This window comes from Scytonema sp. NUACC21, assembly GCF_054684315.1.
In genome coordinates, this window is sequence record NZ_BAAFZH010000106.1 from 58,815 (window position 1) to 82,558 (window position 23,744).

A 23,744-nucleotide genomic window follows, 5' to 3' on the forward strand; every position below is an offset into this window, starting at 1 on the left:
CGCGATTGTAGCTAAATGTACCCTTAAACCTTTTTCTTAGCTTCCTATTTTGATAAGAAATTGCTTGTGAGAGGACTACCAGCATTTATAAATGCATTGCAGTATACTCACATCACCTTACGTAACTTCAACAAAAAAAGACCTGATTTCGGAAAAACCCGGTCTTTTTATCCAAGTCCATACTTAGACGTATCATCTGTCTTAAGACGTAACTCTAAGCGAACTAAAGGAGAAAGTGAACCTAGAGAAATAACTTTGGTAGCTGATTCCTTTGTGAACTATTTCATCTTATGTTTGGATAAACACTTAGGAAAAAACATCCCACCCGCCTGACGGCACTTTCCCCGAAGTTTGGGGAGGGTTGGGGAGGGGTAAAAACCAGGTGTTGCAAGTAATAAATCGAACATAATATCAAACGGATGTACATCACCGTAGCCCCCGAGCAAGAGGGTGGGTGAGAATTGGTGTATTGTATGCAAAACGCACAAAAATAGCGTACACTTTGTGCTTTAAGTATACGCCACATCAAAATTTCATTTTTATTGGTAAGACCAAGAGTTTAGAGACGTAGCTATTGCTCCCGCTAGCGCCTATAGCTTATTTTTCCATAGCTTGTTGCAGTGCAAATCGATGTTGGTGTGTCGTGTAAGGGATGTAGGCACTGCTAGAGTTTGACACACCACTTGCGACAACTCCAAGAAGATTCAATCTGCTGAGCATGGCTGTCGCCTGTGCCATTTGGGTGCGAGTCACTTGACCAATGCTTGCTACCATGATTGCGCCACGACAAGATGACGCTGTGAGCAATGCATCTACCAACCCAAGAACTGGAGTAGAGTCTACAAGAACCAAATCATAGTTCTCCTCAAATGTTGCCATCAATTGCTGCATGCGAGGGGAACTTAACAAGTTAGCTGGGTCAGCTGGCGTAGGTCCGGCAGTCAAAATATCAATGTAAGATGAGCCTGAAGACTGAATGCTAATTTGGTTGGGTAGAGCAACATCACTTGCAAGTAGAGTTGAAAGTCCTTGTTCGTTAGGAAGATTCAATTGTTTGTGCAAGCTGGGATCGCGCAAGTTCGCGTCAATGAGCAAGACCCGCTTGTGCAAGCGTGCAGCACTCATTGCTAGACCTAATGCCAGAGCTGATTTACCCTCATCTGCCAAAGCAGAGGTTATCATTAGGGATTTGAACGAAGAAACAGAGTTCAAAAGTTCAATATTCTTGTAAATCAGATCCAGTGATTCCCATCGTGGTGGGGATTGCAAGACTTGAATTGTCCAAGGCGCAGGTTCTTGTGGCTTACCAAAAGGCAATTTAATGACAGAATCTCTGGCTTTAGCTGGGGGTAACTTCGGTGTTGTTCCCAATAGTGGTAGGGCAACCTGTTTTTCTAACTCAGCAGTAGTATGCACGGAATCATCAGCTACTTCTCGAAGAAAAGCAGCAATACCACCCAACATCAATCCTACGACTCCACCTAAAAGAAGATTTTGCTGGAGGTTGGGACCCAATCTCGTACCCAGTTTGGGCTTTTCAATAAGTTCCCAGTTATATCCACCCTTATCGAGTTCTTGCTCCAGGATTTGTTCTGCTTTCAAAAGCTGCTCTAACTTCTCCCGGTTCAGTTGTACCTGAGGTTGTAAGCGATTATACTCAGCCAATACAGTAGGGAAGCGTTTGAGTTCGTTACGCAGCTGTTCTTCTTTCTTCGCCAAAACCTGGTCGCGGGCGATGTAAGCCAGCAAATCAGTTCTTGTTTTTAGCAGTTCAGATGAAAGGTTGATATCAATTTGACCCTTTTGTCCTTGTTGTAGCAAGCCCAGTCCTTGGGTTTTTGCCTCAGCGCCCAAAGTCCGTCTTTGCTCTTGCTGCAATAATGCCTTCTGGCTTTGAAGTTGTTCTACGAGCTTTTGTACGCTGGGAGCTTCCTCTGTAAAGCGGAGGCGTTCCTGTGCCAAAAGCAACTCGGTTTTCTGGATTTCGTTGAGCAATCCTTGATAGCGAGTCGATTGACTGAGACGGGCTTCGGCTAGGGCTGTTTCTGGAGTTGTTTGAAGTTGCTGTTGCAAGTTTTTGTAACGGGCTTCTGCTTCCCGATACTCCGCACGAGTTTTGCCCCGTTCTTGCTGAATTCGCGCCAGTTCATCTTCTGTTGCTTTTGCTTGTGTCTCTGGATTGATTAAATTCTGACTTCTCCGAAACCGTTGTAGGTTGGACTCTGCAGTACTAACATCATTATTGACTTTTCGGATCTGTTCCCTAATAACTTTAAGACCTCTTTTTATACGTTCGTCCTGCTGTCTGATGTTGTAATCCAGATAAACCTTCCGCATCGTATCCAAAACTTTATAAGTTTTTTCTGGATCGGTACTGGTGTAGTCAATTTTGAATATTTTAGTAGGGATGTTATCTTCTTTTCTCTTGACCTGCTCTAGAGCTAAGGAGCCTTTCAGTTCAGGTACACTTATGTCAGGATATTCTGCTTTAAGCTGATCGACTGCTTTTTCGATAAGTTCTGAACTCTGCATCAAGTTCAGTTGGGTTGCAGCATCTATCTCAATGTTGGGATCGGCATATTGAGTCTCGACGGAAGCATTTGCTTCTTTCTTTCCCTGATAATTAGGTTCTATAAGAAGCTGCATTGAGCTTCCATAAGTAGTTGGCGTTCTTTTTGTTACTAAGCCTGCCATGGCAATTGATGCCACAAATACTATTAAAAACCAGGGAAATCTGCGTATTAAAACCGCAAACAGTTGTCCGTAACCCGGTTCTGACTCAGTAACTGGATTTACATATGGACCTAGACTGCTTTGAACCACTTTTACTATCCCTCAGCTAATCAAATCAAATGAATAATTACTTTACGGCACAAGCTTGGTCAATAACTTGATCGACTTTACTAAAGAAAGCCTCTTCTGAAAAATGAGTGACTGCATGATTACGAATGTTCCCGTAATCCCAATAGATTTCCCTGGCTTCTAGTAATGCAGTTTGTAGCGAATCGGGTGTTTGCCTCTTGAAAAAGACCCCTGTCTTACCAGGTATCTGAGTATCTAATACCCCACCTGCTCCAAATGCAATGACTGGTGTTCCACTAGCATTTGCCTCTACTGGAACTAATCGCAATAAAGGTGTGTGGGCTAACTCTTTAGCGGCAGAATTTTCTGGTTTTTGCAGTAATTCCCAACATTTTTCACCTGTCTTTGCTTGTTTATCTGCTGCTGACTGAAACCAATTATAGATAAATTGCTGAATTTGGATATCATCAAAATCCGCCATTGCCACATCGTTGAAGCAACGGAAACTACTGCGATAAGCCGCCGTGCGACATGAGGCAATAAAGCGATTTTGGTCGTAAGTATCAACAAATTTTTCAATTTTACTAATTACCTGATTCAAGTTTTGTGTCGGTACTTCATCTAATCCATCTAGCAAAATAAGTAATTTACCTGTTTCTAAAGCTTTGCCTGTAAATTCATCAGTTGATAGAACACCGCATCTACGAAACTCTTCAGCAATAATTTTTTCAATATCAATATCATTGGATGTAAAAGTTTTTAATTCAAGAAAAACTGGTATACAGGTGTGTTTAAATTCTACTTTTTTAGCTTTGAGTGCTTCTAGTCCCACCTTTCGCAGAAATGTAGACTTACCAGCCCCAGGACCACCAAGCACCATCAGATATTGCTTATCATTAGCAACTATAATTCCTTCTTGTTTACCTTCGTCTTGAAATTGGAAACTGCGCCTATTAGCTTGACGATAAAATTTTTCTAAATTTTCGATAGATTCAAAACTACGAATGGCTTCATTATCTAAAAATTGAACTGCTGTATAGACCGATTCCAGCTTTACAGGTTCACGCATTCCCAAAACTTTGAGAATGCCATACCGTTTTTCGTAGTAAGGTTTGACCTTTTTTCGTACCTCTTGCACCCAGGCATCTATTTCTTTTTCTGAGTTGCAAGTTGGGCTAACTGGCAAGGTTCGTGGTACAACATTTTCTTCGGACTTTTGCAAGCGTCGTTGGTAGCGTTCTAATGGTGCTTGGAAATTACTTTTACTGACTTTTTCACCTAACGCATTTGTAAGAAGTTTCCATAATTCGTTGCCTTCATTTTTAATGTGCTGAGGACTATAATCGATAGCTTTAGCTATTTCGTCATATGTTTTCTTGTCCCAACATTCCTGAAGTACAAGCTTTTGTATATCAGTCAAGTACTTGCCTGTCTTATTAAATACCGCTTCATCAGCGACCTTTAGGGCTTCTTCCAAATTCATTAGTCAGTTAAGTCAATATTGTTGTAGCTACACTCTTTTTCGTAATTTTGGCTTACTTTTTCGTAATTTTGGCTTACTTTATAGTAACGACAAGGGTTTGAGGGTTTTGGCAGAATGATGACATATAAAACCCGCTCAGTTATTAAACCCAATCTGAGCAGGAATTGAAAGTCGAAAATTCTGAGGTATCTAACGATGTCTGTGAAACGTCATTCACCCCGCAACTTCCATGATAAGCCGGCTTCTGCTAAAACACCTACCTTAAAAAGGGCAGGCAATTTAGGTGTTTCTGGGGAACAGCAGTTTATGCAACTGCTAGAGCATTTAGTTAACGCAGCCAGTAAGGAAGGTAGTAATAATGTTGCACTCGTAGCGATCGCAGCAATGTTCTTTGGGTTTCTTGTTATTGCAATCAGACCACCCCAATCTCCAGTGAACCCACCACAAATTACCTTTCAGAGTAGCCCGACTACCACAATCACTACGAAGCAACAGCAAACCCAATCCCAAAGTGACAACCTACCTGAAGCAAAACAGATGATTGAAGAGGAACCTCCTTCAGGATCGTGATGTGAAAAGTTGTGTAGCAGTGGGAGCATTTACTACTATATGAATTAGAAACACTGATTCTCCAGGCTAGCAATCCCCCCTACAACGTCAAAATTCCCAAAGAATTATGAATCCAACTTTCACTACTCAACACCTTTCTTCAGAAGCGATAGCTTCGCTCCTGCCCTCTGGGCAGATCGCAAGGCTTGTCAACGACCTACCTGATTATATCAAAGCTGCACTCTTGAAAAAGTCCGCTGAACTTGAATGTTCCCTCGAAGCTACAATCGAAATGGCAATCGCCAGTTTTCTAGATGAAGAAGCTTTGAGCTTTGAGGACTGTCTACTTGCCCAACGTCTGAAAGATCGCGATCGTTAGATTTACTGTAATTGACTACCATGCTCGCACATCTTCCCTGATGCGAGTCGTTTTGCTCAGTGTACTCTGGAAATCATCAATTCATTTATTCCCCGTGTTCGCGAATCGGTTAATATTTTGATCGCGTCTTGATTATTCAAGTTTTATTGAATGGCTTAATATTCGCAACGATAAAAATTACCCAATCCTAATTTTAGCACGCGGTGCTAGGGAACTAGAAACTTCTAGTTGAATGCACAACGATGTATTAGAGCAAGAACTGTTTGGGGAGATAAAAGAAGTTGGAACCTTTGACCGTCAGACCAGGGGTACTCACAACAACTTTGAGCAATAGTCTAAGGCTATCAATTATTGTTTAGCCTTGCCTTAAATCCTTCATTTTACTAGTTCATTTGTTCTTGTAGAAAGGGCTGACAATGCCCATCATGAGCCTGACTTTTCACGGTATCTGGAAAAACCCTCTCCAACCTCTCACGCCAGTTGTTACAACTCTGGACACATGAGCAACGCACTGGCTCCCCTACAAGGAGAGAGGCTTTGATTTCTCTCCCTTCCCTTGTAGGGAAGGGGGCTGGGGGGTTAGGTTTTGGGTAAGCTTTTCCACATAACGTAAAAAGTCAGCATAAATAGCATCCCATAATGGTTTTTAAAATGAATTAATAGAATTTTTAATAAAACGTTACAATCGATTCGTGGCACAATAGAACAAGAGTAATAAATACTCATTTGCTTAGGAGGGAAGATATGGTAGCACTCACCGAAAAGACTAAGAAAAGACTAACCGTCCAAGTTGTCGATATTGCTCCCGAGACAACAGCAATTCGCTCTCTGGATTGGGACAGAGACCGCTTCGATATTGAGTTCGGTCTGCAAAACGGGACTACCTACAACTCATTCCTGATACGCGGTGAGCAAACAGCGTTAGTCGATACCTCCCATGAGAAGTTTCGCCAGCTGTTTTTAGATACTCTGAACAATTTAGTTGACCCAGCAGAGATTGATTATTTAATTATCAGCCATACCGAGCCAGACCACAGTGGTTTAGTTAAGGATGTTTTACAACTGGCTCCAGATATCACTGTTGTTGGTTCTAAAGTCGCTATTCAATTTCTCGAAAATTTAGTGCATCAGCCGTTTAAGCGGCAGATTGTCAAAAATGGCGATCGCTTGGACTTGGGCAACGGTCACGAGCTAGAATTCGTGATTGCACCCAATTTACACTGGCCGGACACCATCTTCACCTTTGACCGTAAAACCCAAACTCTCTTCACCTGCGATGCTTTCGGGTTGCATTACTGCTCGGATAGTACCTTTGACGAAGATTTAAAAGCCATTGAAGCCGATTTTGAATATTACTACGAATGCCTGATGGCTCCTAATGCCCGTTCAGTCCTATCTGCCCTCAAGCGCATGGCTGAACTGGAAAAAATTAGCTTAATTGCTACGGGTCACGGTCCCCTACTGTATCACAATCTTGAAGAACTGACCGGGCGTTACCGCACCTGGAGCCAAACACAAGCCAAAGCAGAAACAACCATTGGCGTCTTTTACGTTTCAGATTACGGTTATAGCTATCGTTTAGCCCAAGCACTTGCTTTGGGTATTACCAAAACAGGCGTTGCTGTGGAACTTGTGGACTTGCGTGCTGTTGGTGACTTAGTAGAACTGCGAGAACTGGTTGGTCGCTGTGCGGGAATTGCGATCGGAATGCCTCCCACTTCTGGTGCAGGTAATATCCAAGCAGCCCTGAGTACCATCTTAGGCTCGGTCAACGAAAAACAAGCAGTGGGCATCTTTGAAGCAGGCGGTCCAGATGACGAGCCAACTTATCCTTTGCTGAATAAGTTTCGGGATTTGGGTTTAACCTCAGCTTTCCCACCAATTCAAATCAAAGAAACACCCACAGACAACACCTACAAGCTTTGTGAAGAAGCGGGAACAGACTTAGGACAGTGGGTAACACGCGATCGCAGCATCAAACAGATGAAATCTTTAAATGCCGATCTTGACAAAGCATTAGGTAGAATCAGCGGCGGGCTTTACATCATCACTGCGAAAAAGAACGATGTCTCCAGTGCCATGTTAGCTTCTTGGGTCAGCCAAGCCAGCTTTAAACCCTTGGGCCTAACAATAGCTGTTGCGAAAGACAGGGCAATTGAATCACTGATGCAAGTGGGCGATAAGTTCGTACTTAACGTCTTAGAAGAAGGCAATTACCAACGCCTGATGAAGCACTTCCTCAAACGCTTTGCCCCTGGTGCCGATCGCTTTGAAGGAGTCAAAACCCAACCAGCAGAAAACGGTGCTCCCATCTTAACAGAAGCCTTGGCGTACATGGAGTGCGAAGTTATCAGTAGAATGGATGGCGGGGATCACTGGATTGTTTACAGCACGGTCTACGCAGGACGCGTGAGTAAGGCAGAAGCCCTCACCGCCGTTCACCACCGTAAAGTTGGTAACCACTATTAATCACTAACCACTAACCAGAAAGCCATGACCTCCACAAAGCCCCGCGACGTTCAAGTCCTTCCCATCGCCACAGATACAACCGTATTCCGTTCCCGCAGTTGGACGCGGTTGAGATTTGAAATCGAATATGCCCTAGCCAAGGGTACAACAGCTAATTCTTTTTTAATCAAAGGAGATAAAATCGCCCTTATCGACCCGCCAGGGGAAACATTTACAGGGATTTATCTGGATGCCTTGCAAAAGCGGTTTGATTTACAAGAGATAGATTATGTGATTTTGGGTCACGTTAATCCAAACCGTGCAGCCACTTTAAAAGCTTTACTCGAAATTGCACCTCAGATAACCTTTGTTTGTTCCAATCCCGGCGCAATCAATTTACGGGGTGCATTGGAAAAGCCAGATTTACCAGTTATCGTCATGCGGGGGGAAGAAACTCTCGATTTAGGGAAGGGGCATATTTTGCAATTCATCCCCACCCCCAACCCCCGCTACCCGGACCAACTCTGCACCTATGACCCACAGACAGAAATTCTCTACACAGATAAATTATTTGGAGCACATATCTGTGGTGACCAGGTGTTTGACGAAGGTTGGGAGGTATTTCAAGAAGATAGACGCTATTACTATGATTGCTTGATGGCACCTCACGCCCGTCAGGTTGAAACAGCGTTGGAAAAACTTGCTGATTTTCCCGTAAGAGTGTACGCCACCGGTCACGGTCCTTTGGTACGCTATGGCTTACTCGACCTGACAAAGGTTTACCGTCAGTTGAGTCAACAGCAAACTTCTCAAGACACTTCTGTCGCTTTGATTTACGCTTCCGCTTATGGAAATACCGCAACTCTATCCCAAGCGATCGCTCGCGGTATTACAAAAGCCGGCGTTGCTGTAGAATCAATTAACTGCGAATTTACTGACCCAGAGGAAATCCGTGCAGCCGTGGAAAAAGCAGCTGGCTTTGTCATAGGTTCCCCGACTCTTGGCGGTCATGCACCAACCCCCATTCAAACAGCTTTGGGTATTGTTCTTTCGACTGCTACAAACAACAAACTCGCTGGGGTGTTTGGTTCCTTTGGTTGGAGTGGGGAAGCTGTTGATTTCCTAGAAGATAAACTCAAAGACGCAGGCTACCGTTTTGGGTTTGAAACCATTCGGGTGAAGTTCAAACCGAATGATGCAGTCCTGCAATTGTGTGAAGAAGCAGGAACTGACTTTGCCCAAGCACTCAAGAAAGTTAAAAAAGTGCGATCGCAAAGCGTACCTGCAACAACAACAGAGCAAGCTGTTGGGAGAATTGTTGGTTCACTGTGCGTTCTTACAGCAAAGCAAGACGATATCTCCAGTGCTATGTTAGCTTCTTGGGTTTCTCAGGCAAGCTTTAATCCCCCTGGGTTAACCATTGCTGTTGCTAAAGACCGTGCTGTCGAATCGCTAACACACTCCGGAAGCCAATTTGTTCTCAACGTCCTAAAGGAAGGGAATCACTTGGGCTTGATGAAACACTTCCTCAAACCCTTTGGTCCGGGACAAAACCGTTTTGATGGTGTTGCAATGGAAGAAGCCGAAAATGGTTCTCCCGTACTGAGTGAAGCACTTGCTTATCTAGAATGCAGTGTGAAAAGCCGGATGGAATGCGGCGACCACTGGCTGATTTATGCGATGGTGAAGAATGGTAAGTTGCTGGATAATGATGGGGTGACTGCCGTACACCATCGTAAATCGGGAAGTCATTATTAGTGAGATAGATTGAAAAATCTCGATGGGCTGCAAAATCCCCGACTTCTCAAAGAAGTTGGGGAAATAACCAACCTATGTTTGATGATTTCATTTTCCACATTTTTGCTTAAAAGCTTGCCTGTTTTATGGCAAAGATTCTACTAGGGTGCTCATGCTATTATTTTTAACAAGCCATCGTAGAATATTTGAAAACTTTTAGAGCGATTATTTGATGGATTCATATGTAGTGATATTTCTCTTGCTGCTCTTGTCTTTTCTAGACCTCCTTGATGATAGCCAGATCTTTGTAGCACTTTTTCTAGAGCTTCCCAAGTACCACCTGTAATTGCGTCTGGGTCGCGGTATTTTGCATGATTTTCTATATAGGATGATACTTTAGGATAAGCATTGGTCAAAGCATCTATATCTCCAAAAAACCACGCTTCTAGTTCTTCAATTGCTATTCTATTAAGGACTTGGAATTTCTGACCTATATCGACAGAGTTCTTAGTACTAAAGCCTACATCAAGAGCTATTTTTTCCAACTTGTTCTTCAGGTCTTTACAATCTTCCCGGTCTTCATCAACTAAAACAACAATCCGGTAATCATCTGGTAACCAAGATTTGTAGCCTTTTAAACGTTGAGGTAATTTTGATAGTAAATTGTGTTTACCTTGGTAAGGGTGAATATCAAAAGTATTCGTGTCTCCCAATATTTTAGGTAGTAAATTTTGGAGAGCCTCTTTCATAGATAGCTCTTCAACTAAAAACTCAATATGCAAGTTAGTTCACTCCTCCTTTATTTTGTTTGAGATGTATTCTTCTTTGGACCCCCAGAATTAATTAAAGGATTACCTACTTCAAAATAGTCTTCCATCCATAATGAACCTAAAGTAGCTCCCTGTTCCATAAACTCTTTAATGCCCTGCATATCCGCAGTACGTTTAGCCTGGGTATAACCTTGTTGATCGCGGTACAGTACCCACAATTCTTCTGGTTTTAGAGCATCAGTAAAGAAGGGTGAATGGGTCGTTACCATTAATTGAGTGTTAGCTGAGGCTGCACGGCATTCTTCTGCTAACTCTGGCAATAAACGTGGGTGTAGGTAATTTTCTGGTTCTTCAATTCCAATAAGTTGAGGTGGATCTGGGTCATATAATACGCTTAGATAAGCCAACATTTTAAGTGTGCCATCTGAAGCGAATTTAGCAAGTATGGGTTGCTGAAAAGGGGCATCTTTAATTTGCAACAATAACCGCCCATCTTGCATCATTTCTGCATCTACTCTTTCTAAGCGGGGAACGCGACAGGATAAAGTATTAAGAATAAGTTTTAATCGTTCAGGATGTTGTTCGTTGAGATATTGAATAACATTAGGTAAATTATCTCCTGTGGGTGATAATCTTTCCTGTGGTCCTGCTTCTGGGACACTGCGGGCGTTGTCTGCTGTTAAGTAGGAAAGATACCAGCCACTAATAAAATTGCGTAATGCACTAACACGAGGGTGTTTAGAAAATTGTCCCAAAGTACTAACAGCAAGCAATTCAGGGGAGTTTAGCTGTTCAAATACTCTTTCGTCTTGTTCGTCTGGCTTTTCGCCTGTAATTACCCGTCCTGCACCTTCTTGAAAGTCGAGAAATTTAAAAGGTTTGCCACTCTTACCTCCTCTCCACTGCAACCATTCTTCTGCTACGTAAGGTCCTTTATTAGCTTTTTCTTCGATAGCCAGATGATATGTGATGATAGGTAAATCTAGCTTTTCACGATATTTTAATTCAATTACAATAGGGCCATCAGCGCCCCGTGTCCGCAGTTCTCTGAAGCGTCCGCGTTTGTCCCAAGCTTTACGTAAGCCCAATATAAAACATTCTGATAGAAAGGCGAAAACATCAAAAATGGTTGATTTACCACTGCCGTTGGGTCCTAAGAACACGGTGAGGGGAGTAATTCCTTTGAGTTCTAGGTCACGCAGCGCTCGATAGTTTTTGACTCTTAGATATTCTATACGGTGAATAGATTGTTTAGGCATTAGAAAACATCTGGGGTACATCTCCCATTGCTACATATTTATCAGCATCTTTCATCTGTATCTCGCCTGAGAAGAGTTTGGGTAGTAGGGGGTGGCGGACAGATGCTGGGAGCTGGGTTTTTGCTCATTGCTTAGTGATTTTACCGTCTATAGCCTGAACTCTACTGTTAAAAATTTTAACAATTTTATTAGAAGGAAGAATTAATTTTACCTGCACTATCTTAAATTTTTTCAACTTCGGGTGCAGTTTCTACATCTACCTGTTGAAAATTTACCTTGTTATAGATATCTAGCAGGGAAATTTCAAAGGGTACTGAAGCTAGCGCGATAGCTTCGCTCCTGCCCTCTGGGCAGATCGCCCTATCCGATTTATCATAATCAGCAAACGACCATCGCTTATTATCTGTCTTAGAAAAATGCTCGATATATATTCGAGTTTGGTCAATTAACAAATATTCTTGAAATGTAGGAATCGTGCGGTATGCCTCAAACTTTTTGCTGCGATCGTATTCCTTAATTGACGGTGACAAAACCTCGATAATCACTATAGGATTGGTAATCGTATCTGTCCGGTTATTATAATACTGCGGCTCTCCCTCCACGATTGTCACATCGGGGTAAGTATAGATACGCTGCTGGGGTACCCACAACCGTACATCGCTCATAAACACTCGATAGTCGAGTTTTTTAAAGACAAAACTCAGTTTGGCATAAAAATTGCCAGCTATTTGATTGTGATTAGTAGAACTACCCGTTATAGGAACGGTTTCACCGTCAATATATTCGCTTCTGCAGTCAGCCGCCTCTTCTATTGCTAGATATTCCTGTGGAGAGTAGTATCGTTTGTCAGTAACTTGCATGGTTCGATAGGGGCGTATTACCTCAATTTATGCCTACTCTAGCGCTTTTGGGTAAGCGTTTGGGTTGGTGGCTTCCCAAGAATCAGGCTACGATTTGTAGAGAACTAATACCATTTTACTTTAATCGGAATACATATAAATTTTGTAAAGACGCGCCATGGCGCGTCTCTACACTATCAATTTGTACGATCGCCGTAAAAACGCAAATGCTCGTTTAACCAAATCAGGGGTAATTTCTTGTGAGCCAAAATCTACTTTAACGATATCGCCTCTATCTGGAATATATGGAATGCTTACCAAATTTCATTCCCCATAGCGACTCCAGTGTCAATTTCAGAATGGAAGTTTTCTGGTGTCATTCCCTCCAACAATTCATCAAGAGTATATTTTTTACGTCTTTTTGGTGTAATGACAATGCTGTTATCTGAAATACTTAATGTTACCTCTGTTCCTTCTTGAATTTTTACTTGTTCAGCTAACGCCCTAGGAATGCGAACAGCTAAACTATTTCCCCACTTAGTTACTGTGGTAGTCATAAATCTCTCTAATCAACTTTTATCAATGAATTTATAATTAGGTATAAGCTTTGCACCAAGCAAAATAAGTGCTTATTTTATGGTAGCAGAACATTAAACCTACGTAATTATGACAAAGCTCGAATTAAACAATCATCAAATCTGGCAAGATTTAACTGAAATATTAGAAAGTTTAGATGCCAATAGACTTGTTCAAGAACATCTGGAACAATGTGATTATAAAGTGTGCGGCTACTGGGATAAACAAGATGAATATTATGAAACAATTACGTTGCCTCGTACCCTAAAAGCTGAATTAGTTAGCAGTTCTATTGGCGTTACTCACAAAAAACGTTTTTTACAACTAAAGTTTTCCCTCATAGCTGATGCTGTCGGTCTTACAACAACAGCAAGTAGTAAATCTCAAAAACTTGGTGAATTGGTTCTTGATTATAATGAGCACCTAGAATTTGTTGATGAGAATTGGCTTTTAGATGTCGATTCTTCAATGGTTGTGAAGTGATATGGCTCATTACTTGGAGTGTATCGCTGCTTAGTCCTGTCGGCGAAGTGCCTACATCCTGGGGCATTAGGCACAACTTTAAACTTCCGATCCGAACTTACCTGATTGGGATAAACTCAATGCCGAAACACCTTCTGGGCTCCTTCTTTGTCTTCTCTTCTCTTCGAGACGCTTCGCGTTGCCGATAGGCTATGCCCGCTAGGGCTATAGGCGTTCTTTGCGTCTTTGCGGTTCCATAAAAAAGGGCTGATAAACTGGATTTAGTATCATGACTTGATATCAAACGTATAACTCCTCTTGCACGTAGTCATGGTTTTGACATCCATATTTCCAGGTGCAAGATATACGGAGTTACCCTATTTTCAACCTTGGAGTTTTCATTCCTCACTCTTCGCTTTCAATTCTCTTTTCCAAATACTGACCGATCATGAGTTGTTCGCCCGCACGGGAAATAATCGACTGACGCGTGCGGTATTTGGTACCAACTAACTTTAACTCTTCCTCAAAAACTGAACCGTTGTATTCCGTTCGCAAACACAATGTTTTGGAGTTGGGGAAATGGTACTGTGCGGTAACGGGTTTGGTTGTGGCAAAACCGCGATCGCGATACAAAATATTTCCCAATGCACCAAACAGTGTTGAACCGTTGGACTCTTTCTTTCCTGTGACGGAATTGGCGCTTTCCCAAGTGACTTCAGCACCACAACTCAAACTGATTGCGTCTGGTAAATCGTGCAACTGAGCTAGCTTCTGCAATTCATCGCATCCTGCGTTCAAAAACCGGATGGTAATTATGCTTACGACTTCTTTTGTTTCTCCATCTGGTAGCGTGTAGTAGCGTCGTTCCGATCTCCACATCCCCACTGATTCTTGGAAGAAGTCAATCAGTAAAGATTCATCCGAGCTTTGTGCAAGTTTGAGCAGTGTTGTCACTATTAGTTCCCCCGTCAATGTGAATTTTGCATCAGGTGTTGAGAATAGATACACTATGTGTGTCTCAAATACCAGATATGTTTACCTTTTTTAATATTATTTACACATTTTCAGGAAATTGGTTGATAATCTTGCTACAATAAGAAGAATAGACACTTTATCTTTTTTTACAACCCCCTTGAGCTAGAGGTGGAGCATGATGGTTCCCGTTCCGAAATAGTTTGCGGAACTGTAACCGTGTGGGAACTGATTGCCTACCAGAAAAGTCGTGACTTTAGGTAGAGCCAAGAAAAATTTAAGATTCGTTATATTACTATCAATAACTTTTGTTTATACCAAGTAGAAATGCGGTGGCAGGAGTATGATTGGTAACTAACGGCGAAGACTAGCTATTTACTTAGAATATTAACTTTTAGAAGATAAAACTAACAGGTTAAGCAAAAACTACCCTGGTAGGAGCAATATCAATGATTTTGGAAGAAAATAAGGGGCGAAACATAACACACAAGCAGGCTTATACAGCTCAAAGGCAATTGCACAAGCCAAACATCATCATAAAGCCAATGAAAGTTAAGAAAAATATTTTGATTGCTTCAATACTGGGTGTAGGACTACTGACAGCAGGTTGCGGTTCACTTCCAAAGGAGTCAGCGGAGGCTCAATCACAGAGTCCCGGAAGAAATCAAAGGGATGGCGGTGCAGTACCCGTGGATGTAGCCATCGCCCGTCAGGGACAGCTGCGTCAAGACCCAGAGTATACGGGAACTACCGTACCCTATCGTACCGTATCACTGCGATCGCGAGTTGAAGGGCAGCTTCTAGCATTGAATGTGGATGTGGGCGATCGCGTAAAGCTTGGGCAAGTTCTTGGACAAGTGGATGATGCCCTGTTAAGAACAGCCCAAAATCAAGCAGAAGCAGAATTAGCAGCTCTCAAGTCAGAAGTCGCAAGGGCAAGAGCACAAGTCAGCAATGCTCGTGCTGAAGTAGAAAGAGCAAGAGCACAACTACAGCAAGCACAGGCAGATTCCCAAAGACAGCAGAAACTTGTGAAAGAGGGAGCGATTTCACAACAAGCAGCCGAACAATCCAGCACTGCAGCCCGAACAGCGGCTCAAGTTCTCCGGGCCGCGCAAGAGCAAGTCCGTACAGAACAGGAAGCATTAAGCGCATCTCAAGGTAGAGTTGTTGCCCAACAAGCAGTTGTTGCAGAAGCAAAAGAACGCCGTTCATATGCAAGACTCATCTCTCCCATTACTGGAGCAGTTTTAGAAAAAGTGACAGAACCAGGCAATTTCCTTCAAGCCGGGAATGAAGTTATAAAAATGGGTGACTTCAACCGTGTCAAAGTTGAGGTTCAAGTTTCTGAACTAGAACTGGCAAAAGTACGGGTAGGACAACCCGTAAAAGTACGGTTGGATGCCTTTGGCGATCGCACATATGTTGGGCAAGTAACACGTATTTCTCCAGCCGCAGATAGAACCGCCCGATTAATACCTGTAGAGGTTGTTATACCTAACGGTGAGGGAAAGATTGGCAGCGGATTGCTAGCACGAGTCAATTTTGAAACCCAAGTACAAGCACGGGTACTCATACCGGAAACAGCCCTTCAGGAAAGAGGCGAAGGGGCGAGGGGGCAAAGGGGGGAGAGCAATTCTCCATCTGGGAGTTCTCAATCCCCAACAGCTAAACGTCAGGGGACAGTATTTGTGGTGGCGGAAGCGGGTGGAAAAGCGACAGTGACATCTAGAGCAGTAACACTTGGAGAAAGGGCTGATGGCAAAGTAGAAGTCTTAACCGGCTTAGAACCAGGAGATAGATTTGTGGCTCGCAGTGGCAGACCTTTAAAAGATGGAGCCGGTGTCAAACTTTCAATACTGTCGGAAAAACAATAATATAGGGCACTGCCCACCATTCTCAAAACCAACCCAGTACTCAGCACTTAGTTATGCAGCAGGTACAGCAAAGTAGTGGATTCAGTATTAGCGCCATTTCTATCCGCCAGCATATAGGCACCCTCATGCTGACGCTGGCAGTCATTGTCGTTGGCGTATTTTTTCTTACAACAATTCAAGTGGATCTGCTACCGTCAATTACCTATCCACGAATAGGTGTTCGATTAGAAGCACCAGGTATCTCGCCAGAAGTAGCAGTAGATGAAATCACCAGACCTTTAGAGGAGACCTTATCTGCAACGGAGAACGTGGTGCAAGTTTTCTCACGCACTCGCGAGGGACAGGTGAGCATTGATTTATTTTTTCAACCAGGGGGAGATATCGATCAAGCCTTAAATGATGCGACTGCTGCTTTCAACCGAGGAAGAGGACAACTACCCGATACGATTGAAGAGCCGCGCATATTTAAGTTCGATCCGTCTCAACAACCGATTTACGAATTAGCACTGACATCTTCCTCATTACAAGGTAAAGATTTACGAGTCTTTGCGGATGAAGAACTGTCTCGTGAACTTAGTGTTGTTCCGGGAGTTGCCTCGGTTGATATATCCGGTGCTGCCGAAGAAGAAGTGCGGATACTTGTTGACTTAAACCGTTTGCAAGCGTTAGGTGTTGGGTTAACTGATGTACTAAATGAACTCACAGCTCGCAATCAGGACATATCTGGTGGTCGGATTTTAGGGCAGAATACTGAACCGCTGACCCGCACCTTTGGACGATTTCAAAATGCAGATGAAATCAGCAACCTCTCGTTTGAAGTTACAAGCTCTACAAGTAGTAACAGTTCCAATAACAACAATTCCAGCAATAATTCATCTGCTACATCCGTTACGAATCCGTCACCATCCCGCCGCCGTGTATATTTACGGGATTTTGCTGAGGTTCTTGATGATACAGAAAAAGAGCGATTATTTGTTTATTTAAACCGTCAGACCGCAGTGAAAGTGTCAGTGCAAAAGCAGCCAGACGCTAACACGATCGCGGTTGTTGATGGGGTGAAACAGCGGATTGAAGAATTGCGGCAGTCAGGCTTAATTACATCGGATATGGTTTTAACGCCTACGACAGATGAATCGAGATTCATTCGCAATTCGTTAAATGATGTAATTTTTTCAGCAGTCTCTGGGGCATTGTTGGCAGCAGCAGCAGTGCTGTTATTTTTGGGGTCAATACGGCAAACATTTATTATTAGTCTGGCAATCCCGCTGTGTACTCTAGCGGCGATTGTTTTAATGAAGCTGTTCGGCTTGACTTTAAACGTATTTAGTCTGGCAGGTTTGACTTTAGGAATAGGTCAAGCCATTGATACATCAGTAGTTATTCTAGAGAACATTGCCGAAAAAACAGGTAAGACTCCCAATCAGAAGGAGAGGCGGGGGGATGGGGAGACGTGGAGAGTAGCAGATGGAGAGATAAACAAAAGCAGAAACCCCAAATTCTTTATTGAGACTGCAATTGCATCTTCACAAGAAGTTGAATCTGCTTTAGTCACCGCCACTGCTGCAAACTTGGTTTCTGTCGTGCCATTTTTGTTGATTGGTGGGTTTATCTCACTGCTATTTAATGAACTGATTCTGACGATTAGCTTTGCAGTTGCAGCCTCCCTTGTTGTCGCCGTCACAGTTGTACCGATGCTGTGTTCGCGACTGCTAGCAATTCCTTGGTCTAGTCGTGTGAATGAGTTTTGGCTGCTGCGGCAATTTAATTATCGTTTTGAAAATGTAACAAACCTCTATAGTAGGTTACTGAGTAGGGTTGTACACCATCGATTAATCGTTATTACGGCAGTTCTTATGATTTTAGGTGGTGGCAGCTTTTTTATGGGAAGTCAACTTTCGCAAGAAATATTGCCGCGCATCAACACTGGGCAAGCTAACTTAAGAGTGCAATTTCCTCCCGGTACACCCCTGGCGACTTCTCAGAAAGTGATGCAGGTTGTGGATGATATTTTAATGAAGCAACCGGAAACGGATTATGTTTTCACAACAGTAGGGGGTTTTCTCTTTGGTAGTAATACGACTGAAAATCCTTTACGCGCTAGCAGCACGATTACTCTCAAACCAGGAAAGGATGTTGAAGAGTTTGTCAAACGGGTTAACGAGGAATTTAATAAACTTAACCTAGCAGGTATTTTGCTGCGCCTCAGCCCCGGTCAGGTACGCGGTTTGATTTTAACGAATACTCCAGCTCAAGGTTCCGAGATTGACATTATTCTGCAAGGTCAGGATGAACAAAAGTTACAACAGGCAGGCAGGCAAGTGCTGCAAGCTTTGGAGGAAGGAGTAACATCTGCTAGATTTCGACCGGATGCAGATCCCCGCCAACCCGAAGTCCAAATTCGTCCTGATTGGGAAAGAGTTGCAGAAGTGGGGCTGACAGCACAAGAAATTGGTGAAACGATTCAAACAGCAATTGAGGGTTCTGTTCCTACACAAATTCAACGAGGTAACCGCTTAGTTGATGTGCGTGTGGAGTTGAATCAAGAAGCGATTGAACGACCTTCTCAATTGGAAGGATTACCACTGTTTACACAAAATAACCAACAAGTCCGCCTTTCAGATGTTGCCCGCATTGAACAAGGTCAAGCTCCAGGAGAAATTCAGCGGATCAATCAACGCCAAGTTTTTGTCATTGCAGGTAATTTAAGTGAGGGAGCCAGTCTTGGTGATGCTCTAGCAGAAGCGAATGAGGTGATGAAGAGCATTGAGTTACCAGAAGGTATTACGATTATCCCCAGTTCTGCTCAAGAAAGCAATCGACAGTTGCAAAACTCCTTGAAAACTTTGGGAGCGTTGGCAACATTTTTAATTTTCGTTGTCATGGCTGTGCAATACAATTCCCTGATTGACCCGTTAGTGATTATGTTCACCGTACCATTAGCCTTAGCTGGAGGAATTTTTGGTCTTTACGTTACCAAGACAGCAGTCGGTGCAACAGTGATCGTTGGTGCAGTTCTTCTAGTGGGTATTGTGGTGAATGCAGGGATTCTAATGGTGGAACTGGCTAACCAAATTCAGGAAGAGGAAGAGTGTACTCGTCAAGTTGCCATTCTCAAAGCAGCCCCTCAGCGTTTGCGTCCTATTATGATGACCACAGTCACCACTATCTTGGGTCTGTTTCCCCTAGCTTTGGGTATTGGTGAAGGTTCGGAGTTTCTACAGCCTTTGGGGATTGTCGTATTCTTTGGAATGGCGATCGCTACACTGCTAACACTGTTTATCATTCCCTGTTTTTATACTCTGCTGCATGATGTGCTGGATTGGAAATGGGCAAAGCCAGTGTTAATGAGCCTGCGTTGGTGGAGGAAGTCTTTCAAAATTTTCCGGTAAACAATTGGTAAAGAAAATATGTAGCAATAACAGCCGATTTCCACATTGATGGAAGTCGGTTTTTTACTTGTTAAAAAAGTAGATTTTGACACTCATGGAATTTCTGAGTTAAAAATATAGCATATATACTTAGACTGGCATTTTTGCCAGTTTTCATAACTTCTATGCTTGTCAAATCTCCCAACTCTTTAATGGCTCGATTGTTTGGGCAAATGTCTCTACGAACGATTCTAATTCTCCCCTTTGTTTTGCAAATTGTTGGTGCTGTTGGGTTGGTGGGATATCTTTCTTTTAGAAACGGTCAAAAAGCAGTAGAAGATTTAGCAACTCAGTTAATGAATGAGGTGAGTTTGAGGATTGAGCAAAATTTGAGAGCTTATTTGTACACTCCTCATGAGATTAATCACAGTAACCTCAATCTGATTAAACGAGAACTCCTAAGTATCGAAAACTTGGAGCCTTGGGAGAAATATCTATTACTTCAAGTACAACAATATCCTGATATCACTTTCATTGGTGTTGGTAATTACAAGAGTGAATATCGTTCTGGGGAAAAGCTAGAAAATGGCTCTTTCCGAGTTAACGTTGCCGATCGCTCAACCAATTATAACTTTCATTCTTACAATACTAATAAAAATGGCGATCGCACCACAGTAGCTTTAATCGTAAAACCCTTTTATTTACTACAAGAAACTTCTTATAAAGCTGCTGTACAAGCAGGTAAGCCAACCTGGAGTTCAGTTTTTATTTCATTTAATGAACCGACTTTATTAATTAGTGGAACACAGCCATTATACAACAAAGGAAAACAGGTCAAAGGAATTTTGCTTTCTACATTACGTCTAGACCGTATTGGAGAATTCTTAAATAGACTAAAAATTGGAAAATCCGGTCAAACATTTATTATAGAACGTAATGGAATATTGCTAGCAACTTCTACTCCAGAAAAACCATTTCGCAACCAAGGTAATGCCAAAAAACTTTTCTCAGTGACAGAAAGTAGTAATTTCTTGACTAGAGAAACTGCTAAATACTTATTCAGTCATTCTCAGAAACTCAAAGAAATTCAGAGCAACTGGCTATCAACTTTTGAAACAGAAGGCAAGCGACATTATGTAGAAGTTCTTCCAATTCGAGATAACAAAGGGCTAGACTGGCTAATTGTTGCGGTCGTTCCGGAAGCAGACTTTATGGAACAGATTCACGCCAACACTCGTACCACTATCCTGCTTTGTATTGCAGCTTTAATTGTGGCAACTGCTGTTGGAATTGTAACAGCAAAATGGGTAACAAAGCCTATTCTGCAATTAAACAAAGCGGCTATTGATATTGCCAAGGGTGAATGGAAAAAAACTGTCGAGATTAAACGCGCCGATGAACTAGGTTCCCTTGCCCAGTCATTTAATAGCATGGCTCATCAACTTCAAGAGTCCTTTGCCTTGCTAGAACAGCGAGTCACCGAAAGAACTGCTGAGTTAGCCGAGTCCAATCAACAACTGGAGATTGCCAGAGAAAAAGCAGAAGTTGCCAATCAAGCAAAAAGTGTCTTTATTGCTAACATGAGTCACGAATTGCGAACACCTCTCAATGCAATTTTGGGTTTTTCCCAACTCTTGACGCGCAGCCAAAGCCTGATGCCCGAACAGCAGGAAAATGTCAGCATTATTAGCCGCAGTGGAGAACACTTGCTGGCATTAATTAACCAAGTCTTAGATTTGTTTAAAATTGAAGCCGGACGCATCACCCTGAATGAAACAAACTTCGACCTCTACTGTCTATTAGACGATTTGGAAGATATGTTTCAACTGAAGTTTGATGAGAAAAGATTGCAGTTGATATTTGACTGCACGCCTAATGTTCCTCGTTACATCCGTACTGATGATATCAAGTTACGCCAAGTTTTGATTAATCTGCTGAACAATGCCTTGAAATTTACACGCGAAGGCGGCGTGACATTGCGAGTAAGAGTTGTTAATAATTCTCAACAATCAACATCCAACAGCCAGCAACTGCTTTTTGAAGTCGAAGATACTGGACCGGGCATCCCCCCAGAAGAATTAAACAGTCTCTTTGAAGCCTTCGTGCAAACCAAAATTGGCAAAGAATCTCAAGAAGGCACGGGATTGGGATTGGCTATATCACGCAAATTTGTCCAATTGATGGGCGGTGACATCACTGTCAGATCCCAAATAGGAAGTGGTAGCACCTTTAGATTTGACATCAAAATTACCTTAGTGGATGCAACTGATATCGAAAGCACGGGTTCAATCAGGCGAGTCATTGCCCTCGAACCCAATCAACCCCGTTATGGAATTTTAATTGTGGATGACAAGCCAATCAATCGCCAACTTTTAATTAAACTCCTCAACCCTCTAGGCTTTGACCTGTGGGAAGCGAGTAACGGTCAGGAGGCACTGGAAACTTGGGATACATTTTCACCTCATCTCATTTTTATGGATATGCAGATGCCTGTTATGGATGGCTACGAAGCTACAAAACAGATAAAAGCGACTATCAAAGGTCAAGCCACTGCCATTATTGCTCTGACTGCGAGTACTTTAGAAGAAGAAAAAGCAGTTGTACTGTCGGTGGGTTGTGATGATTTTATGCGTAAGCCTTTTCGGGAAGCAGAGCTTTTTGACACCATAAGCAAGCATATTGGGGTGCGTTATATTTACGAAGATGATACCGATGATAAAGGTAAAAAATCTCAATCCTTATCTTTGCAGCCCACCTTCAAAAATGAGGCTGTGGGAGATACAATTGTAGCTGCCCTTGCAATCATCCCAGTAGATTTACTGAGTAAGTTAGAAGAGGCAGCCATTCGCTCCAAAATGATGGAAATTAATAGCCTGATTGAAAGAATCAGTACTCTCAATCCAGATGGGGCGAATGCCTTGGCGATTTTGGCAGAGGATTTTGAATATTCAAAAATTGTTATGCTTGTTCAGCAAGTGAAAGACCAGGAAAAAGCATGAATTCATCCGAACAAACAATTTTAGTGGTTGATGATACTAAGGACAATTTACGGCTTTTAGCTGGAATATTAACAGATAAGGGTTACTGCGTTCGACCTGCTTTAGATGGTCAATCGGCTCTTATCAGTGCCTTTGTAGAACCTCCTGACCTCATATTACTTGATATTTTGATGCCTAACCTTAATGGTTATGAAGTCTGCCAAAAGCTCAAAGAAAACGAACAAACTAAGGACATTCCAGTGATTTTTATCAGTGCCTTAAATGAAGTGTTTGATAAGGTGAAGGCTTTTGCCGTTGGTGGGGTAGACTACATTACTAAACCGTTTCATGTGGAAGAAGTTTTAGTTCGCGTTCAAACTCATTTATCGCTACGCCATTTACAAAAGACCTTGCAAGAAAAAAATGACTATTTAACACAAACGATATACAGTTTAAAAGCTACGCAAACCCAACTTATTGAAGCTGAAAAAATGGCAGCTTTGGGTAATTTAGTAGCAGGTATAGCTCATGAAATTAGTACTCCTATTGGGACGGGAATCACAGTTGCCTCAACTTTGAAAAATGAAACAGCAGCTTTTGAAGTTGAGGTAGAAAAAGGGGGATTAAGAAAGTTGTCATTAATGGCATACTTAAGTAAAGCTAAGCGCAGCAGTCAACTTCTTTTAAGTAATTTACAAAGAGCAGGTGAACTGATACAAAGCTTTAAGCAAGTTGCCGTTGACCAAACTTACTTGGAAAAGAGAGTTTTTTATGTCAAACAGTATATTGAAGAGACTTTAGTGAGTTTAACGCCCCAACTCAGCAAAACTCAACTTTCATTAAAAGTTAGTGGAGATGATTCAATCGAAATTGATAGTTATCCTGGTGCCTTCTCTCAAATTGTAACTAATTTAGTCATGAATTCCATCAATCACGCCTATCAACCAGGGCAACACGGTCATTTATGCTTTGAACTTACGCAACAAAACAATAGACTGCTCGTTTCCTATACTGATGATGGATGTGGGATTCCACCGGAGAACCTCAGTAAAATTTTTGAACCTTTCTTTACAACTGGCAGAAGTTATGGGGGAAGTGGGCTAGGATTGCATATTGTATATAACTTGGTCACTCAAAAACTTCAGGGTACCATACGCTGTGAAAGTGGTTTGGATAAGCACTTGTCGTATCCATTTAGCACAAAATTTATCATGAATTTACCACTGAAGGTTAATTGTGAATAAT

The 23,744-nt window shown here is 42.3% G+C and carries 17 protein-coding genes; 9 read left to right on the forward strand and 8 right to left on the reverse strand.

What is annotated here, in order from left to right; translation table 11 throughout:
- Window positions 1-597 precede the first annotated feature (597 nt).
- Entirely contained in the window at window positions 598-2,823 is a 2,226-nt protein-coding gene (locus ACYRY3_RS38055) for a GumC family protein (RefSeq protein WP_460206932.1), read from the reverse strand.
- Between the two features lie 37 nt (window positions 2,824-2,860).
- A complete protein-coding gene (locus ACYRY3_RS38060) occupies window positions 2,861-4,285 on the reverse strand; it encodes an NACHT domain-containing protein (RefSeq protein ID WP_460206933.1) in 1,425 nt (474 codons plus the stop codon).
- A gap of 195 nt (window positions 4,286-4,480) precedes the next feature.
- Between ACYRY3_RS38060 and ACYRY3_RS38065 the strand changes: the two genes are divergently transcribed.
- The 4 genes from ACYRY3_RS38065 to ACYRY3_RS38080 all read left to right on the forward strand — a co-directional run bounded on the left by ACYRY3_RS38065 (window position 4,481) and on the right by ACYRY3_RS38080 (window position 9,419).
- Window positions 4,481-4,855, forward strand: coding sequence for a hypothetical protein (locus ACYRY3_RS38065; protein WP_460206934.1), 375 nt, complete (start codon window positions 4,481-4,483; stop codon window positions 4,853-4,855).
- Between the two features lie 106 nt (window positions 4,856-4,961).
- A complete protein-coding gene (locus ACYRY3_RS38070; protein WP_460206935.1) occupies window positions 4,962-5,213 on the forward strand; it encodes a hypothetical protein in 252 nt (83 codons plus the stop codon).
- A gap of 744 nt (window positions 5,214-5,957) precedes the next feature.
- On the forward strand, window positions 5,958-7,682 hold the full coding sequence (locus ACYRY3_RS38075) for a diflavin flavoprotein (protein ID WP_460206936.1): 1,725 nt from the start codon (window positions 5,958-5,960) through the stop codon (window positions 7,680-7,682).
- A 24-nt stretch (window positions 7,683-7,706) separates the two neighbouring features.
- A complete protein-coding gene (locus tag ACYRY3_RS38080) occupies window positions 7,707-9,419 on the forward strand; it encodes a diflavin flavoprotein (protein WP_460206937.1) in 1,713 nt (570 codons plus the stop codon).
- A gap of 149 nt (window positions 9,420-9,568) precedes the next feature.
- Here ACYRY3_RS38080 and ACYRY3_RS38085 read toward each other — a convergent pair whose 3' ends face one another.
- The 5 genes from ACYRY3_RS38085 to ACYRY3_RS38105 all read right to left on the reverse strand — a co-directional run bounded on the left by ACYRY3_RS38085 (window position 9,569) and on the right by ACYRY3_RS38105 (window position 12,823).
- The gene (locus ACYRY3_RS38085; RefSeq protein WP_460206938.1) at window positions 9,569-10,180 is read right to left on the reverse strand and encodes a DUF4276 family protein; all 612 of its coding nucleotides are present in this window, start codon (window positions 10,178-10,180) and stop codon (window positions 9,569-9,571) included.
- 17 nt (window positions 10,181-10,197) lie between these two features.
- Window positions 10,198-11,427 carry an AAA family ATPase gene (locus ACYRY3_RS38090; protein WP_460206939.1) on the reverse strand — a complete coding sequence of 410 codons (1,230 nt, stop codon included), beginning with the start codon at window positions 11,425-11,427 and terminating at the stop codon, window positions 10,198-10,200.
- Window positions 11,428-11,648: 221 nt separating this feature from the next.
- The gene (locus ACYRY3_RS38095) at window positions 11,649-12,287 is read right to left on the reverse strand and encodes a Uma2 family endonuclease (RefSeq protein WP_460206940.1); all 639 of its coding nucleotides are present in this window, start codon (window positions 12,285-12,287) and stop codon (window positions 11,649-11,651) included.
- 168 nt (window positions 12,288-12,455) lie between these two features.
- Complete coding sequence (locus ACYRY3_RS38100) at window positions 12,456-12,587, reverse strand: hypothetical protein (RefSeq protein WP_460206941.1); 132 nt, start codon at window positions 12,585-12,587, stop codon at window positions 12,456-12,458.
- Window positions 12,581-12,823 carry an AbrB/MazE/SpoVT family DNA-binding domain-containing protein gene (locus ACYRY3_RS38105; RefSeq protein WP_460206942.1) on the reverse strand — a complete coding sequence of 81 codons (243 nt, stop codon included), beginning with the start codon at window positions 12,821-12,823 and terminating at the stop codon, window positions 12,581-12,583. Before ACYRY3_RS38105 ends, ACYRY3_RS38100 begins: the two co-directional genes overlap by 7 nt.
- 109 nt (window positions 12,824-12,932) lie before the next feature.
- On the opposite strand from ACYRY3_RS38105, the gene ACYRY3_RS38110 reads away from it, so the two are divergent.
- A complete protein-coding gene (locus tag ACYRY3_RS38110; RefSeq protein ID WP_460206943.1) occupies window positions 12,933-13,325 on the forward strand; it encodes a hypothetical protein in 393 nt (130 codons plus the stop codon).
- Between the two features lie 384 nt (window positions 13,326-13,709).
- On the opposite strand, the gene ACYRY3_RS38115 is transcribed toward ACYRY3_RS38110, so the two are convergent.
- Window positions 13,710-14,258 (reverse strand): phycobiliprotein lyase, encoded by a 549-nt coding sequence (locus tag ACYRY3_RS38115; protein ID WP_460206944.1) that lies wholly within the window; start codon window positions 14,256-14,258, stop codon window positions 13,710-13,712.
- A 563-nt stretch (window positions 14,259-14,821) separates the two neighbouring features.
- Between ACYRY3_RS38115 and ACYRY3_RS38120 the strand changes: the two genes are divergently transcribed.
- From ACYRY3_RS38120 to ACYRY3_RS38135, 4 genes are all read left to right on the forward strand, one after another.
- Complete coding sequence (locus ACYRY3_RS38120; protein WP_460207182.1) at window positions 14,822-16,153, forward strand: efflux RND transporter periplasmic adaptor subunit; 1,332 nt, start codon at window positions 14,822-14,824, stop codon at window positions 16,151-16,153.
- 53 nt (window positions 16,154-16,206) lie between these two features.
- On the forward strand, window positions 16,207-19,542 hold the full coding sequence (locus ACYRY3_RS38125) for an efflux RND transporter permease subunit (RefSeq protein ID WP_460206945.1): 3,336 nt from the start codon (window positions 16,207-16,209) through the stop codon (window positions 19,540-19,542).
- A 164-nt stretch (window positions 19,543-19,706) separates the two neighbouring features.
- Window positions 19,707-22,520 carry an ATP-binding protein gene (locus ACYRY3_RS38130; protein WP_460206946.1) on the forward strand — a complete coding sequence of 938 codons (2,814 nt, stop codon included), beginning with the start codon at window positions 19,707-19,709 and terminating at the stop codon, window positions 22,518-22,520.
- Window positions 22,517-23,743: a sensor histidine kinase gene (locus tag ACYRY3_RS38135; RefSeq protein WP_460206947.1), complete on the forward strand. Its 1,227-nt coding sequence runs from the start codon at window positions 22,517-22,519 to the stop codon at window positions 23,741-23,743. Before ACYRY3_RS38130 ends, ACYRY3_RS38135 begins: the two co-directional genes overlap by 4 nt.
- Window position 23,744 lies beyond the last annotated feature (1 nt).

Bases quoted from the DNA above. Each gene is read 5' to 3' on its own strand.
- ACYRY3_RS38060 (WP_460206933.1), bottom strand. From the start codon at position 4,285: ATGAATTTGGAAGAAGCCCTAAAGGTCGCTGATGAAGCGGTATTTAAT.
- ACYRY3_RS38065 (WP_460206934.1), top strand. From the start codon at position 4,481: ATGTCTGTGAAACGTCATTCACCCCGCAACTTCCATGATAAGCCGGCT.
- ACYRY3_RS38070 (WP_460206935.1), top strand. From the start codon at position 4,962: ATGAATCCAACTTTCACTACTCAACACCTTTCTTCAGAAGCGATAGCT.
- ACYRY3_RS38075 (WP_460206936.1), top strand. From the start codon at position 5,958: ATGGTAGCACTCACCGAAAAGACTAAGAAAAGACTAACCGTCCAAGTT.
- ACYRY3_RS38080 (WP_460206937.1), top strand. From the start codon at position 7,707: ATGACCTCCACAAAGCCCCGCGACGTTCAAGTCCTTCCCATCGCCACA.
- ACYRY3_RS38090 (WP_460206939.1), bottom strand. From the start codon at position 11,427: ATGCCTAAACAATCTATTCACCGTATAGAATATCTAAGAGTCAAAAAC.
- ACYRY3_RS38095 (WP_460206940.1), bottom strand. From the start codon at position 12,287: ATGCAAGTTACTGACAAACGATACTACTCTCCACAGGAATATCTAGCA.
- ACYRY3_RS38105 (WP_460206942.1), bottom strand. From the start codon at position 12,823: ATGACTACCACAGTAACTAAGTGGGGAAATAGTTTAGCTGTTCGCATT.
- ACYRY3_RS38110 (WP_460206943.1), top strand. From the start codon at position 12,933: ATGACAAAGCTCGAATTAAACAATCATCAAATCTGGCAAGATTTAACT.
- ACYRY3_RS38120 (WP_460207182.1), top strand. From the start codon at position 14,822: ATGAAAGTTAAGAAAAATATTTTGATTGCTTCAATACTGGGTGTAGGA.
- ACYRY3_RS38125 (WP_460206945.1), top strand. From the start codon at position 16,207: ATGCAGCAGGTACAGCAAAGTAGTGGATTCAGTATTAGCGCCATTTCT.
- ACYRY3_RS38130 (WP_460206946.1), top strand. From the start codon at position 19,707: ATGCTTGTCAAATCTCCCAACTCTTTAATGGCTCGATTGTTTGGGCAA.
- ACYRY3_RS38135 (WP_460206947.1), top strand. From the start codon at position 22,517: ATGAATTCATCCGAACAAACAATTTTAGTGGTTGATGATACTAAGGAC.